Genomic DNA, 14,256 nt, shown 5'->3' on the forward strand with positions numbered 1-14,256 from the left:
TCATCCGGGGGGCGCCTTCTGCATCCGTCGGGCACCGGGGTCGTGACGCGCCGCCAGCACGAGCAGTGGCTGGGCGAGGACGTAGGTGCTCACCACCCAGAATCCCTGGGCCGGCAGCGGCAGTACGTCGAAGGCATCCACTGCGATGAGCGCGTCGGAGACGACGAAGACCGCTCCCCCGATACCCGCCACGGGACCGAGTCCGGTCGCGAGCGCGGCTGTCGACGTGGTTGCCGGCACCTCCCCGCTCGGACAGCTGGCCCCTGCCCCCACGGCGTGTGAGCATCAGGCGGACTGCGGGCGAACCCGTGGGCCGACCGTCCCGCCTCGGCGTGGCCAGGTCACCGCAGCGGCCCGACGGTCGGCTCACGGTGCGCGACATCAGTCGGCGGCGGAGCGAGGGCTCAGTGATCCGCGTCCACGCCGCTCTCGTCGGCCTGTGTAGGGGTCTTCGGCGCGAAGAGAATCGACGCCAGCACCGCCGCCCCCATGGCCACAACGATGACGGCCAGCGAGAGCCAGATCGGCACCTCGGGGATCTTCTCCAGCGTCGAGAAGCCGGGCACGAACTCGATCGGTGCCTCGTGGATCGCGTGGATCAGCAGCTTGATGCCGATGAAGCCGAGCACCACGGCGATCCCGTACTTGAGGTAGGCCAGGCGGTCGACGAGGCCACCCAGCAGGAAGTACAGCTGGCGCAGCCCCATCAGCGCGAAGAGGTTCGCGGTGAAGACGAGGAACGGGTTCTGGGTGACTGCGAAGATCGCGGGGATCGAGTCGAGCGCGAACATCACGTCGGTCAGGCCGATGGTGATGAACACGAGCAGCATCGGCGTGAACAGCTTCTTCCCGTCCACGACCGTGCGCAGCTTCTTCCCGTCGTAGGCGTCGGAGACAGGGAGGACCTTGCGCACCGCCCGCATGATGAACGAGTCGGAGCCGCCGTCCTCGTCCTCCCTCGTCTGCTTCCAGGCGGTCCACAGCAGGAACACGCCGAACAGGTAGAAGACGCCGGCGAAGTTCTCGATGATCACCGAGCCCGCCAGGATGAAGATGGCGCGCGCGATCAGCGCGATGATGATGCCCACCATCAACGCTTCCTGCTGGTAGCGCTTCGGCACGGCGAACTTCGCCATGATCACGATGAAGACGAACAGGTTGTCGACGCTCAGCGAGTACTCGAGCAGCCAGCCGGTGACGAACTCGGAGGCCGGCGCCATACCGCCCACGAAGTACAGGACCACCGCGAAGACCAGTGCGAGGCTGACATAGAACCCGATCCACCGGGCGCACTCCTGCATGGAGGGCACATGGGGGCGCTTCAGGACCAGGAGCAGATCCGTGACGAGGATGGCGACGAGCACGACCAGGGCCGTGATCTCGAAGCCGAGGCTCAGTTCTCCCATGGGCCTTCTTCCGACTGTGAGGGCTTCTCGCCCCGTGGAACCGAGACGGACCGAGACAGGGTACTCCTCCACCACCCCCTGATGTGGCCCGGATCGACCGCCCGCTCACCGAAGCGGCCCGGTCACCTCCTCAGCGGCGGCGAGCACCGTCCCGTCCAGCAGCCGCGCCTCGGCCTCGGCGATGTCGGGGGCCAGGAAGCGGTCCGACCCGGGACCCTCGACCGTGCGGCGCAGCACCTCGATCGCTGCGACCGAGGCGGCCGACGGAGTCAGCGGCGCGCGCAGGTCGATCGCGCGGGCCGCGGTGAGCAGCTCGATGGCGAGCACGAGGCGCAGGTTCTGCACGCTCGTGCGCAGCTTCCGGGCAGCGTGCCAGCCCATCGACACGTGGTCCTCCTGCATCGCGGAGGACGGGATCGAGTCCACGCTCGCCGGGACCGCGAGCCGCTTCATCTCCGAGACCAATCCCGCCTGGGTGTACTGGACGATCATGAAGCCGGAGTCCACGCCCGGATCGTCGGCCAGGAAGGGCGGCAGCCCGTGCGAGCGGGACTTGTCGAGCATCCGGTCGGTGCGACGCTCGGCGATCGAGGCGAGATCCGCGGAGACCACGGCGAGGAAGTCGAGCACGTAGGCGACCGGGGCGCCGTGGAAGTTGCCGTTGGAGGTGACGGTGCCGTCCTCGAGCACGACGGGGTTGTCGATCGATGCGGCCAGCTCCCGCTCGGCGACGGTCCGGGCGTGCTCGAGGGTGTCGCGCACACCGCCGGCGACCTGCGGGGCGCAGCGCAGCGAGTACGCATCCTGCACGCGGGAGCCCTCGGCGGCGACGTCGGCGACGATCGGGGACCCGGCGAGCACCGCGAAGATGTTCGCGGCCGATGCCGCCTGGCCCGGATGCGGGCGCAGCGGCGCATGCAGCTCGGGCCTGAACACACTGTCGCGACCACGCAGCCCCTGCACCGTGAGAGCCGTGGCGAGATCGGCGGTCCGCACCAGCTCGTCGAGGTCGGCGATCGCCATCAGCAGCATGCCCAGCATGCCGTCGGTGCCGTTGATGAGAGCCAGGCCCTCCTTCTCCTCCAGCAGCACGGGTTCGATACCGGCCTCGGCGAGCAGCTCGGGCACGGGGCGCTCCACGCCGTCGCGGTCCCGGGCGCGTCCCTCCCCCATGAGCACGATCGCGCAGTGCGACAGCGGCGCGAGGTCGCCCGAGCAGCCCAAGGAGCCGTACTCGTGGACGATCGGGGTGATCTGGGCGTTGAGCAGGGCGAGGATCGTCTCGACCACGACGGGGCGCACTCCGGTGCGACCGGAGGCGAGGGTGCGGGCTCGCAGCAGCATCAGGGCGCGGATCACCTCGGTCTCCACCTCCGGGCCGGCGCCGGCGGCGTGGGAACGGATCAGGGAGCGCTGCAGGGCGTGGCGCATGCTGGGCGGGATCGAGGTGTCGGCGAGTGCGCCGAAGCCGGTGGAGACGCCGTAGACGGGGGTCTCGCCGGCGGCGAGCGCGTCGATATGCGCGCGCACGGAGGCGACCTGCTCACGGGCGGAAGGGTCGAGGTCCACGCGGGCGTGGTGCCGAGCGACGGCGAGGACGTCCGCGGCGGTGAGACCGGAGCTGGAGAGGGCGACGGTGGGGTCGTCGGTGGGGCGGGTGGTCGTGCTGGTCATCGGGGATCAACTCCTGGGAGGAACGGGAAGTGCGGTCGTAGTCTGGAGCGGTGGAACAGCTGTGGGCGGATCCGATCGCGGGGGTGCTTTCCGTGGTGCTGCTCGGTGTGTTCACGGCGGGCATCGGGCTGCTGGTGATCTATGTCGTGCTCCGGGTGGATCGCCGCCGTCCCACTCGGAGGCGGATGCCGGTGTGGGCCGCGGCGCTCGCCACGCTCCTGCTGGCAATCGGCGCGGTGCTGGCTGCGACCGGCGCGACCGACGGCTCGGACCCTGCGGGCCTCCGCGGACGGCTGCTCGCCAGCACTCTGGTGATGCTGGGCGCGGTGGTCCTGCACTGGGGCACCGTGATCATCTGCGTCGAGGCGGGGCCGGAGGCTTTCACCCGGCGCGGTTTCTTCGGCGGGACCCGCACCGTGCGGTATGCCGACATCACGGACGTCAGAGGATACGAGAGCCGCGGCGTCCGCACCCTGACGGTGGAAGGTCGTGACGGCCGGAAGGTCCATGCGCACCGCACCATGTTCGACTGGGGCCCCTACGACGCGTGGCGGGGCCGGTAGGGCCCGGGCGCTGGGCACTGATCGCTGCACCGCGCTCATAGCAGCAGGTGCGCCAGGGGCGCGGTGATCAGGATCGTCAGCGCCACACGCTCGAACCAGAGCACCACCAGCCGGCCCACGCTGACGGGGATCGAGGTGGCCAGGATCGAGGGCACCAGAGCCGAGAAGAAGATGATCTGCGAGACGGCGGTGACGCCGATCGTGAAGCGCAGCACCTCCGACTCGTGGCCGGCGACCACGGTGGCCGGCAGGAACATCTCCGCGATGCCCACCGCGGCGGCCTTCCCGGCGAGAGCCGGGTCCGGCAGACCCACCACGAATGCGAACGGCACGAACAACCAGCCGAGCAGGTCGAACACCGGGGTATAGGTCGCGAGCAGCAGGCCCGCCAGCCCGATCGAGAGGATCGAGGGGACGATCGCGGAGCTCATCAGCACGCCGTCCTTGACGGTCGACCAGGTGCCGCGCACCAGACCGGGCGCTCCGGCGAGGGCCCGCATCGCCTCGTCCCAGGCGTGGGCGAAGCGGTTGCCGTGCGCCACCGGCTCCGGCGCATGCTCCACGCCCTCGACGGGGACATCGGCCACCCCTCGCAGCGGAGGGATCCGCACGGTGATCGCCGTGACCGCGAAGGTCACCGCGAGGGTGAGGAAGAAGTAGAGCGTCCAGTGATGCATCAGATCCAGGGTGCTGGCCACGATCACCATGAAGGTCGCCGAGACCGTCGAGAAGCCGGTCGCGATGATCGACGCCTCCCGGCCGGTGTACCGACCTTCGCGGTAGACCTTGTCCGTGATCAGCAGGGCCAGCGAGTAGGAGCCGACGAAGGAGGCGACCGCATCGACCGCGGCGCGGCCGGGAACCTTCCACACGGGGCGCATGATCGGCTGCACCAGCACGCCGATGAACTCCATCAGCCCGTAGTTGATCAGCAGCGCGAGGAACACCGCGCCGACCGGCACGATGAGGCCCACGGGGATGGCGAGCTTCTCCCACAGGAAGGGTCCGATGTCGGGGTTCGCGAGGGGCCCGGGGTAGTAGCCGGCCGCAGCGCACACCGCGACCACCAGGCCGACGACGTTCACGACCGCGAAGCAGGTGCGCAGTGCGCCCTTGCGCCAGGACCCGGTGATGAAGGGACGGATCGTCCCCAGCAGCACCAGGGCCACCACCACCCACGGGACGAGGGGGCCCAGCACCCACTGCACCAGGGTCAGGACGTGGTCCACAGGGATGGTGGACGTGCCGCCGATCTCGATCGACGCGAAGAACATGGCCAGGCCGACCACGCTGTAGACGAGGAAGCGCCAGCGGTGCGGAGGGATCGCGCGCTCGCTCCCGTCCGCGCAGATCACGGAGCCGGCGCGGTCCGCAGCGGAGCCGGTGAAGAACTCGTCTCCTGCGCCGGGGCGGGAGTCGTCGGGGGTCGCGAGGGAATCAGGCGTCGTCATCGACGGCCTCCTCAGGAGATCAGGGCCCCGGCGCGCCACACCTGGTGGGTGAGCGGCATGCCCGGCCGGTAGGCGAGGTCGATGGCGGCGGGGGCGTCGAGCACGTGCAGGTCGGCGCGGGCCCCGACCGCGAGGTGGCCGACGTCCTCGCGGCGCAGGGCGAGGGCCCCGCCGCGGGTAGCGGCGCGGATCGCCTCGGCCAGGGACAGGTGCATCTGCAGCACCGCGGTGGCCACGCAGAAGCTCATCGAGCTCGTATAGCTGGTGCCCGGGTTGCAGTTCGAGGCGATCGCGACGGCCGCGCCCGCGTCCAGCAGACGGCGGGCCGGGGCGAGCGGCGCGCGGGTGGAGAGGTCGCAGGCCGGCAGCACGGTGGCGACCGTGGGCCCGGCATCGACGGCGAGGTGGCCCGCCGCGCTCCCGGGGCGGGTGTCGCGATCGGCAGTCGCCGCGAGCGCCTCGACGTCGGAGTCCTCCATGTGGTTCACGTGGTCCACGCTCGCCGCTCCGAGCTCGACTGCGAGGGCGACGCCACCGGAGCGGCCCAGCTGGTGACCGTGGACCCGCAGGCCGAGTCCCGCTTCGGCTCCGGCGCGCAGCACCCGCTGCGACTGCTCCGGGTCGAAGGCGCCGTCCTCGCAGAACACATCGATCCAGCGCACGTGCGGGGCGACCGCGGCGAGCATGTCGCCGGTGACCAGGTCGACGTACTCCTCAGCCCTCCCGGCGAACTCGCTCGGCACCAGATGCGCACCGAGGAAGGTGACCTCGTCGAGCTCGCCCGCCTCCACCAGGGCCGAGGCGAGACGGGCCGCGCGCAGCTCCTGCTCCACGGTGAGGCCGTACCCGGTCTTCGTCTCCAGGCAGGTGGTTCCGCCCGCGACCGCTTCGGCGACGCGCGAGCGCACCAGGGAGCGCAGGCGCTCCTCGGAGGCCGAGCGGGTGGCCCCGGTGGTCACGCCGATGCCGCCGGCGGCGTACGCCTGCCCGGCCATGCGCGCCTCGAACTCCGCGGCCCGATCGCCGTCGAAGATCAGGTGCGTATGGGAGTCGACCCACCCGGGCAGGACGGCACGCCCACCGAGGTCCACGGCGGCGTCGGCCGGCGGGGCCTGCGCGGCCGGGCCACTCCAGGCGACGACGCCGTCCTCGAGGACCAGGGCCGCCTTCCGGTGGACCTGCTCGTCGGTGACCCGGCCGGGGCGGGCGGGGTCATCGAGTGCGGGATCCAGGGTCCACAGCTCGCTGATGCCGGTGATCAGGGTGCTCGTCATGGGCGTGCCTCCTGGGCGATGAGGGGTCGTGCGGGGGGGGGGTTGGTCGCGCACGCGGTGAGGGCGGGGTCAGTCCCTGCGGGTGGGGGTCATCGGGACGCGCACCCCCCGCTCGTGGGCGACGTGGTCGGCCCGCGAGTAGCCGGCGTCGACGTGGCGGATCACGCCCATGGCGGGGTCATTGGTCAGCAGGCGCTCCAGCTTGCGGCCGGCGAGCTCGGTGCCGTCGGCCAGACCCACCTGGCCGGCGTGGATCGAGCGGCCGATGCCGACGCCGCCGCCGTGGTGGATGGATACCCAGGTGGCGCCGGAGGAGGTGGCGGTCAGGGCGTTCAGCAGCGGCCAGTCGGCGATCGCGTCGGAGCCGTCCAGCATGGACTCCGTCTCGCGGTACGGGGAAGCGACGGAGCCGGAGTCGAGGTGGTCGCGACCGATGACGATCGGGGCCTTGACCTTCCCGTCGCGCACGAGGTCGTTGAAGAGCATCCCCGCGCGGTGGCGCTCGCCGTATCCGAGCCAGCAGATGCGGGCAGGCAGCCCCTCGAACTCGACGTACTCGGCGGCGGCGTCGAGCCAGCGGTGCAGGTGCTCGTTCTCGGGGAACAGCTCCTTGAGCGCCGCGTCGGTGACGGCGATGTCCTCGGGGTCCCCGGACAGCGCCACCCAGCGGAAGGGCCCCATGCCCTCGCAGAACAGGGGGCGCACGTAGGCGGGGACGAAACCGGGGAACTCGAAGGCACGGTCGTAGCCGGCCTGGCGGGCCTCGTCGCGGATCGAGTTGCCGTAGTCGAAGACCTCGGCGCCGGCGTCCTGGAACTCGACCATGGCCCGGACCTGGCGGGCCATGGATTCGCGGGACTTCTTGGTGAAGCCCTCAGGATCCGAGTCGGCCTCGCGCTGCCAGTCCTCCACGCTCACCTCGGTGGGCAGGTAGGACAGAGGGTCGTGGGCGCTGGTCTGATCGGTGACCACGTCGATGTGGATGTCGCCGGCGCGGTGGCGCTCCAGCAGCGCGGGGAAGACCTCGGCCGCATTGCCGACGATGCCGATCGAGAGCCCGCGCTTCTGCGCCGTGGCGGCGTTGGCACGGGCGATCGCGTCCTCGAGGTCGTCGGCGATCTCGTGGCAGTAGCGCTTGGCGACGCGCCGCTGAAGGCGGGTGCGGTCCACGTCGGCGATCAGGCACACGCCGTCGTTGAGGGTGACGGCCAGGGGCTGCGCGCCGCCCATGCCGCCGCAGCCGCCGGTCAGCGTGATGGTGCCGGCGAGGGTGCCGCCGAAGCGCTTCTCGGCGACGGCGGCGAAGGTCTCGTAGGTGCCCTGGAGGATGCCCTGGGTGGCGATGTAGATCCAGGAGCCGGCAGTCATCTGCCCGTACATGGTCAGGCCCTCGGCCTCGAGCTTGCGGAACTCGGGCCAGGTCGCCCAGTCACCGACGAGGTTGGAGTTGGCCAGCAGCACCCTCGGCGCCCACTCGTTCGTGCGCAGCACGCCGACGGGCTTGCCGGACTGGACCAGCAGCGTCTCGTCGTCCTCGAGGTCCTCGAGCGTCTCGACGAGTGCGTCGTAGGCCTCCCAGGAGCGGGCGGCGCGGCCGGTGCCGCCGTAGACGACCAGGTCGTCGGGGCGCTCGGCGACCTCGGGGTCGAGGTTGTTCATGAGCATCCGCAGCGGCGCCTCGGTCTGCCAGGACTTCGCGGTGAGGGCGGTGCCGCGGGGGGCGCGGACGGGGCGGGCTCCGGGAAGGGTCATCATCGGCTCCTGGGTCGCGGGGACGGTCGTTCCACCCAGGACACCATTGCCACCGGCGCTGGTGAAGGCCCCGCAGACCGGTTGTGTCCGGGATGCCGGACACGAGGGTCGAGGTGCGGGCAGTGACCTGGTCAGTCGCGGTGACTCGCGGAGACCACGACCTCTGCGAGGAGCTCCTGCATCCGCTGGGGCTGCTCGACCCACGGGAGGTGCCCGGCGTCGGGCACGATCCGTTTGCGGGGCGCACGGGTGTGAGCGGCGAGCGCCACCACAGGGCCGACGGGGCGGGGATCCGCGGAGCCGTGGATGAAGGTGATGGGGCAGCGCACTGCCGTCGCCCAGGTGATCTGGTCCATGTCATCGAAGGTCAGGGCCTGATTCGCCGAGCGATTGATCCGGTGCGGGGAGCGCGCCATCGGCAGGGCGAGGTCGTAGCCGGCCCGCGGGTCGGCGTAGTCCGTCGCCCACTGCAGTCGCCGCCACTCGATCTCCTCCGCAGCGGTGCGCTCGCGCCCGTCGAGCTGTGCGAAGCGCTCCGCCCAGGGCGCGAGGCGGCGCATGCGCTCGGTGCGGTACGGGGCGCGCCAGTTCCCGACCCCGACCCCGTCGACGTAACCCAGGGCGATCACCCGCTCGGGGTGCACGCCGGCGTAGGCGAGAGCGAGAGTTGCGCCGAAGGAGTGCCCGATCAGCACCACGTGCTCGTGACCGAACGCTGCTCGCAGCTCCTCGATGTCTGCCACGAAGCGCTCCATGGTGAGATCCGCGGGCGCCGTGGCAGCGCCGGGGCGAGCTCCGACAGCGCGTGCCTCGGCACCCTCGGGACCGGTCGAGCTGCCACAGCGGCGCTGGTCGTAACGGTGGACCACGGCCCGCCCGGCGAGCAGCCCGGCGAGCGGGGCGAGGTAGTCCCACAACCCCGGGCCGCCGTGGACGAGGATCACGGCCGGCGCCTCCGCCGGGCCCGGATCGGTCCAGGTCGCCAGGCGAGCGCCGTCGCTCATCGTCACGAAGTCCATGACCCGACGCTATCCCGTGCTCGCGGCACGTCTCTCCCGCTGCGCGGCGCGCTCCCGCGCCAGCAGCTCCCGGGTGCGCACGAGGCGCGGCAGGGTGAGCATCACCAGCCCGCCGGCCATGTTCAAGGGGATCACCCAGGCGAACCACACGAGCCAGGAGGTGTAGGTGATGTCGGCCCCCGCGTGCATCGCCCCGAAGATCACCGCGGAGTTCAGCGCTCCGTGCAGCATGCCGAGACCCACCACGAGGAAACCGCTGATCAGGGCGTTCGCCAAGGTGGTGATGCCCTCGCTGGACCCCTGCGACATCCGTGTCGCGAGGGTGATGGTGAAGCCCGCCAGCAGCGCCAGTGCCGCCGTCTCGAGCGTCAGGCCCTTCTCCATGTACCCGCGGCCGGCCTCGATCAGCACGGCGTCGAAGCGGGGGAAGGCGGCGACGATGAACCACGCGAACAACCAGCCGCCGGCCAGGTTCGTCACCAGCGTCACCGTCCACAGTCGCAGCAGCTGCCTCCAGGTGCCGTGGCCGGCGGCGATCGCGTTGATGGGCACCAGGAAGTCCTCGGTGAACAGCTCCGAGTGCGCGAGGCGCAGCGCATACAGGCCGATGCCGAACGCCAGCCCGGCCAACAGCTTCGAGTCGGTGGCCGCGAGCACGGCGAGCATGGCCATCAGCCCGAGCCCCACGTCGATCCCACCGAACAGGCCCGTGATGATCAGGGCGCGCCAGGTCCGGTTCAGGCGGTTCGCACCCTCTTCGACGGTGCTGCGGAACTCCTCGACCAGCTTGTCCTCGACCGCCTCGTCGGACTCGCCGAGCTGGACGCGCTCACGCACCTGGTCTCCCGCCGAACCGTCGTGCGCACGGTGATCAGGAGCCTTCCCGCCCTGCTGCGTCTCGTCGCTCATGGGCGGCGCCTCCTCTGCGGATCCGACTGCGGCGCACGCTACCAGCAGGAACGACCGTGAACGGAGAGTCACCGGGCCACTCGCACGATCAGGCGAGGCACCAGTCCGACTACTTTCCGGCAGATGGTTCGGGGCGTCCGGCCGGATGACCCTCGGGCCGCCCGAGGAGGCGGCGGGTGAGCTCCTGGGCCGCGGCGCGCACTGCCCGGGCCAGACGCTCCTGGCCCTCCTCGTCGATCCGGCTCTCGACGAAGGTGAGCGCGACGGCCGCCGCCGGCCAGCCGGCGTGATCGCGCACCACGGCGGCCACCGAGGCGAGCTCGTCGGTGACCTCCCCGGCCTCCCGGGCGATGCCGTCACGACGCACCCGCGTGAGCAGCTCGCGCAGGCCGCGCGGCGTCTCCGGTCCGGGCACGCCGGTGCGGGAGGTGAAGTCGGCATCGCGGCCGTAGAGTGTGCGCAGCTGAGCAGGCGGGAGCTCGGCGAGGATCGCGCGGCCGCTGGCGGTGAGGTGCGCGGCCAGGCGCACACCGACGTCGGTGACCAGACTGGGCCGGTTGCGGGCCCTCTCCTCGATCACGTAGAGCACGTCGCGGCCGTGCAGCACCGCGAGATGGCCGGACTCCCCGACGTCATCGACCATCGTCTCGATGACGCGTCGGCCGAGACGTGCGAGCGGCTCCTGCCGCAGGTAGGCGCCGGAGAGCTCGTGCGCTGCGGGCCCGAGCCCGTAGAGGCGCTCGTCGCCCAGATGCATGACGTACCCGTGCTCGACGAGGGTCGCGAGCAGGTCGTAGGTGCGCGAGCGCGGGAGGTCGAGCTGTTCGGCGATGCGCACCGCGGGGACCGGGGAGCGGCGCGAGGCGAGATAGGTCAGCAGGCGCAGCGTCGCGTCGGCGGCCGGAGCTTTCGGAGGTGCCATGATGGTTCAGGATGCCACCCGGCGACGGCGTGAGGAGCCTCGATGACGAACACCCCCGGTGACGCGGCCAGCGTCTGGACCGGTCGGCACGACGGTCACGGCCCCGAGCACGCCCGCTGGCACCGGAGCGTGCAGGTGGTGGACACCCATGAGCTCTCCGCAGGCGGCGACCCGGATCCCGCCGCGCCGCACGTCGCACTGCTGGGGTTCCGCTCCGAGGAGGGCGTGCGCCGCAACCGCGGCCGGGTCGGCGCGGCCCACGGACCGGCTGCACTGCGCCGGGCCCTCGCCCCCCTGGCCCTGCACGGTCCGCTCGCCCTCGGTGAGGTGGAGCTGCACGATCTGGGCGACGCCGAGACGCTCGGCGTGGACCTCGAGGGCGGGCAGGCCAGCGCCGCCGCGCTCACCACGGCGGCCCTGGACCGGGCAGGGTCGCGACTGACGGTGGTGCTCGGCGGCGGCCACGAGACCGCCTGGTCCTCGTACATCGGCCTGGCCGACTCCGGGATCGGCCCGACCGCAGGCCGGCGATGGGGCGTGCTGAACCTCGATGCCCACTTCGACCTGCGCGAGGAGCCGCGCCCCACGTCCGGCACGCCCTTCGCGCAGATGGCCGTCGCCGAGCAGGCGGCTGGTCGTCAGCTGCAGTACGCGGTGCTGGGGATCGCAGAGCCGTCGAACACCGGCGCCCTGTTCGCGCGGGCGCTGGAGCTCAGCGTGCGCTGGTGGACCGATGAGCAGTGCCTGGCCGCAGGGGTCGATGGGATCCGTCGCTTCGTCGAGGAGTTCACCGCTGACCTGGATGTGCTCTACCTGACCATCGACCTCGACGTGCTGCCCGCCGCCACCGCGCCCGGGGTCTCGGCGCCAGCGGCCTACGGGGTCCCGCTCCCCCTCATCGCGGCCGCGGTACGGGCTGCGGCGGGCAGCGGCAAACTGGCCCTGCTCGACGTGGTCGAGCTGAACCCGAGCCTCGACATCGATGGCCGCACCGCGCGCTCCGCCGCCCGGCTGATCGACGATGCGGTGCGTCTGGTGGGAGCCATAGGCGCCTGAGCGACCCGGTGACGCCGGGGAAGAACGGCTACTGCAGGCGCACGAAGGAGCGCAGCTCCGCGTCGTGCTCGTGGGCCTCGACGAAGCCGAGCGACTCGTAGAAGGCCCGCTGGCCGGGTTCCGCGTCGGTGAGCAGCACATGCTGACGCACCTCGGCGAAGGGGGCGAAGGCGGCCTCGACCAGGCGTCTTCCGATGCCGGCGCGGTGTGCGTCGGGCCGCACCAGGACGTCCTGGAGGTAGGCGATGGTGGCGTCGTCACCGATCACGCGGGCAAGGCCCAGCAGCTCCCCCTCGCGGCGGGCCGTGACCACCCGAGCGCTGCCGGCCAGCGAGCGCTCCAGCGTGTGCGGCTCAGCAGTGTACGTGGACCACCCGACCGCGTCGTAGAGGTCCAGGACCTCCTGCATCGCCGGCACCTCGCTGCCGATCACGAGTTCCCCCGGCGCGGGCCTCGGGGCAGGCTCCTGCGGGCGCCAGCGCTCGTGGACCAGCTGGAAGAGGCGGCAATCGGCCCACTTCCCGCCGAGCCGCAGGTACGACGGGGCCAGGCCGTACTCGGCGAACCCGCAGTGCTCGAGCACGCGCGCCGAGGCGTCGTTGCCCACCTGCACCTCGGCCTGCAACCGGTGCAGGCCGAGACCTCCGAAGGCCACCGCGATCGCGGCCCGGACCGCCTGCGTGGCGATGCCGCGGCCGGCCTCGTCATGGTCGACCCAGTAGCCCAGCGACGCCGATTCGGCGGCGCCGCGGGTGATGCCCGCGATGTTCAGACGACCGACGAGGCGGCTGGCGCCGTCCTCCTCGAGCCGGATCGCGAGCGGGAGGCTGCGGCCGGTCTCGCGATCGGCGACGGCCTGGGCGATCGCGGTGCGCTGCCCGGCCTCGGTGAACCAGGCCTCCTCGCGGGCGGGAGCACCGACCAGCAGCTGCTCGCGGTTGCGGAGCTCGAGCTCGAGCAGCGCCGGGGCGTCGCCCGGGCCGAGGAGAGTCAGCGTGACCTGGTCGGGACGTACCGGACGCACGGAGCGCGGCGACAGGGAGGCTGGCATACCGCTCAGTATCCGGTACGACCGTCGATTGTCAGCAACAGGGTGCGGGAATCGCAGGAGGTCGCGTCTGTCCTCTCCAGGAGGCGCGCACGATGCGGCGGAGGTGACCGGGGACGTGCGCCGCCCGCGTCACAGGAGCGTCTGGGCGAGGGTCACGGCCGCCACGCCCCCGAGGAGCACGGAGAACAACAGCGTCAGGGTCGAGGCGCGGGCTTTCGCCGAGAGCGGCCCGCCGAGGATGCCGCCGACGGCGGATCCGGCCGCGAAGGTCAGCGTGACCGTCCAGTCGACCTGCACGTCGGTCCCGATCCGGGCCAGCAGGCTCGCGGCAGTCGCGATCACCATGACCAGCAGACTGGTTCCGGAGGCGCGGCGCATCGCCAGGCCCAGGGCGATCACCAGCATCGGCACCACGATGAACCCGCCGCCCACCCCGAAGAACCCGGTGAGGAACCCGGTGATGGTCGCGGCGCCGATCACCAGCGGCAGACGCGGCGAGGCGGGCGCCACAGGCGCCGTCGGCAGCTCGGGCTCGCCATGGTGGCGGTGGATCCCGTCGGCCGATTCGACCGTGTCGGGACCGGGCTGGTCCAGCACCGGGTCGTCGTGGACCGCCACCGGCTCTCCGCACTCGTGCTCGGCCCGTGATCCGTGCGCAGCCGCCTCGGCCCGCTCCTCCCGGCGGGTGCGCAGTGCGCGGCGCAGCATCGCGGCCGCGACGCCGACCAGCATGACGCCGAACAGGGTCAGGAGGATCTGCGACGGGACCAGGGCGGAGAGCCGGGAACCTGCCACCGCGCCGAGCACCGTGATGGCGGCGAACACGAGACCGCTGCGCCACTCCACGTTCCCGTGGCGGGCGTGGTGCGGGAGGCTGACCAGTGCGGTGATCAGGACGATGATCAGGCTCGACGCGGTCGCGGAGTGCGCCGGCATGCCGAGCAGGAAGACCAGCACGGGCACGGCGAGGATGCCCCCACCTGCGCCGAGCGCCCCGACCACGATCCCCACGCCGACGCCGACGCCGATCGCGAGCAGGACGAGCTCCATGGGCGGACTCCTCGAGTCGGGTGGCAGGGCAGGACGATCCCCAAAGTACTCGCTCCCGCCCAGCCGACGGGACACGCCACCCCCGCGCTGCACCGCGGGGGCCGAGTAGGATCGGTTCTCCCCAGCACA

Annotated in this window: 13 protein-coding genes; 2 read left to right on the top strand and 11 right to left on the bottom strand. The window is 71.8% G+C overall.

Features of this window, described 5'->3' with window-relative positions; all coding sequences use genetic code 11:
* From INT51_RS03275 to hutH, 3 genes are all read right to left on the bottom strand, one after another.
* A complete protein-coding gene (locus INT51_RS03275) occupies window positions 1–240 on the bottom strand; it encodes a lysoplasmalogenase family protein (protein WP_304502064.1) in 240 nt (79 codons plus the stop codon).
* 164 nt (window positions 241–404) lie between these two features.
* The gene (locus tag INT51_RS03280) at window positions 405–1,406 is read right to left on the bottom strand and encodes a TerC/Alx family metal homeostasis membrane protein (RefSeq protein WP_193103772.1); all 1,002 of its coding nucleotides are present in this window, start codon (window positions 1,404–1,406) and stop codon (window positions 405–407) included.
* A gap of 105 nt (window positions 1,407–1,511) precedes the next feature.
* Complete coding sequence (hutH, locus tag INT51_RS03285; RefSeq protein WP_193103773.1) at window positions 1,512–3,080, bottom strand: histidine ammonia-lyase; 1,569 nt, start codon at window positions 3,078–3,080, stop codon at window positions 1,512–1,514.
* Between the two features lie 50 nt (window positions 3,081–3,130).
* Here hutH and INT51_RS03290 point away from each other — a divergent pair, with 50 nt between their 5' ends.
* The gene (locus INT51_RS03290) at window positions 3,131–3,643 is read left to right on the top strand and encodes a hypothetical protein (protein WP_193103774.1); all 513 of its coding nucleotides are present in this window, start codon (window positions 3,131–3,133) and stop codon (window positions 3,641–3,643) included.
* Between the two features lie 35 nt (window positions 3,644–3,678).
* Here INT51_RS03290 and INT51_RS03295 read toward each other — a convergent pair whose 3' ends face one another.
* From INT51_RS03295 to INT51_RS03320, 6 genes are all read right to left on the bottom strand, one after another.
* The gene (locus INT51_RS03295; protein ID WP_193103775.1) at window positions 3,679–5,094 is read right to left on the bottom strand and encodes a YjiH family protein; all 1,416 of its coding nucleotides are present in this window, start codon (window positions 5,092–5,094) and stop codon (window positions 3,679–3,681) included.
* An 11-nt stretch (window positions 5,095–5,105) separates the two neighbouring features.
* Window positions 5,106–6,368, bottom strand: a complete 1,263-nt coding sequence (gene hutI / locus INT51_RS03300; RefSeq protein ID WP_193103776.1) for an imidazolonepropionase — start codon at window positions 6,366–6,368, stop codon at window positions 5,106–5,108.
* 69 nt (window positions 6,369–6,437) lie between these two features.
* The gene (hutU, locus tag INT51_RS03305) at window positions 6,438–8,120 is read right to left on the bottom strand and encodes a urocanate hydratase (RefSeq protein WP_193103777.1); all 1,683 of its coding nucleotides are present in this window, start codon (window positions 8,118–8,120) and stop codon (window positions 6,438–6,440) included.
* A gap of 131 nt (window positions 8,121–8,251) precedes the next feature.
* Window positions 8,252–9,139: an alpha/beta fold hydrolase gene (locus INT51_RS03310; protein ID WP_193103778.1), complete on the bottom strand. Its 888-nt coding sequence runs from the start codon at window positions 9,137–9,139 to the stop codon at window positions 8,252–8,254.
* Window positions 9,140–9,148: 9 nt separating this feature from the next.
* Entirely contained in the window at window positions 9,149–10,048 is a 900-nt protein-coding gene (locus tag INT51_RS03315; RefSeq protein WP_193103779.1) for a formate/nitrite transporter family protein, read from the bottom strand.
* A gap of 109 nt (window positions 10,049–10,157) precedes the next feature.
* Complete coding sequence (locus tag INT51_RS03320) at window positions 10,158–10,970, bottom strand: IclR family transcriptional regulator (RefSeq protein WP_193103780.1); 813 nt, start codon at window positions 10,968–10,970, stop codon at window positions 10,158–10,160.
* A 42-nt stretch (window positions 10,971–11,012) separates the two neighbouring features.
* Between INT51_RS03320 and hutG the strand changes: the two genes are divergently transcribed.
* The gene (hutG, locus tag INT51_RS03325) at window positions 11,013–12,026 is read left to right on the top strand and encodes a formimidoylglutamase (RefSeq protein WP_193103781.1); all 1,014 of its coding nucleotides are present in this window, start codon (window positions 11,013–11,015) and stop codon (window positions 12,024–12,026) included.
* Window positions 12,027–12,054: 28 nt separating this feature from the next.
* Here the strand turns inward: hutG and INT51_RS22800 are convergent, their stop codons facing one another.
* The gene (locus tag INT51_RS22800) at window positions 12,055–13,077 is read right to left on the bottom strand and encodes a GNAT family N-acetyltransferase (RefSeq protein ID WP_370540778.1); all 1,023 of its coding nucleotides are present in this window, start codon (window positions 13,075–13,077) and stop codon (window positions 12,055–12,057) included.
* Window positions 13,078–13,206: 129 nt separating this feature from the next.
* Entirely contained in the window at window positions 13,207–14,127 is a 921-nt protein-coding gene (locus INT51_RS03340) for a sulfite exporter TauE/SafE family protein (protein WP_193103782.1), read from the bottom strand.
* Window positions 14,128–14,256 lie beyond the last annotated feature (129 nt).

Source organism: Brachybacterium sp. FME24 (assembly GCF_014897705.1).
In the GTDB taxonomy this organism is placed as follows: domain Bacteria; phylum Actinomycetota; class Actinomycetes; order Actinomycetales; family Dermabacteraceae; genus Brachybacterium.

Coding starts and splice junctions, on each gene's coding strand:
- INT51_RS03280 (WP_193103772.1), bottom strand. CDS start 1,406: ATGGGAGAACTGAGCCTCGGCTTCGAGATCACGGCCCTGGTCGTGCTC.
- hutH (WP_193103773.1), bottom strand. CDS start 3,080: ATGACCAGCACGACCACCCGCCCCACCGACGACCCCACCGTCGCCCTC.
- INT51_RS03295 (WP_193103775.1), bottom strand. CDS start 5,094: ATGACGACGCCTGATTCCCTCGCGACCCCCGACGACTCCCGCCCCGGC.
- hutI (WP_193103776.1), bottom strand. CDS start 6,368: ATGACGAGCACCCTGATCACCGGCATCAGCGAGCTGTGGACCCTGGAT.
- hutU (WP_193103777.1), bottom strand. CDS start 8,120: ATGACCCTTCCCGGAGCCCGCCCCGTCCGCGCCCCCCGCGGCACCGCC.
- INT51_RS03310 (WP_193103778.1), bottom strand. CDS start 9,139: ATGGACTTCGTGACGATGAGCGACGGCGCTCGCCTGGCGACCTGGACC.
- INT51_RS03315 (WP_193103779.1), bottom strand. CDS start 10,048: ATGAGCGACGAGACGCAGCAGGGCGGGAAGGCTCCTGATCACCGTGCG.
- INT51_RS03320 (WP_193103780.1), bottom strand. CDS start 10,970: ATGGCACCTCCGAAAGCTCCGGCCGCCGACGCGACGCTGCGCCTGCTG.
- hutG (WP_193103781.1), top strand. CDS start 11,013: ATGACGAACACCCCCGGTGACGCGGCCAGCGTCTGGACCGGTCGGCAC.
- INT51_RS22800 (WP_370540778.1), bottom strand. CDS start 13,077: ATGCCAGCCTCCCTGTCGCCGCGCTCCGTGCGTCCGGTACGTCCCGAC.
- INT51_RS03340 (WP_193103782.1), bottom strand. CDS start 14,127: ATGGAGCTCGTCCTGCTCGCGATCGGCGTCGGCGTCGGCGTGGGGATC.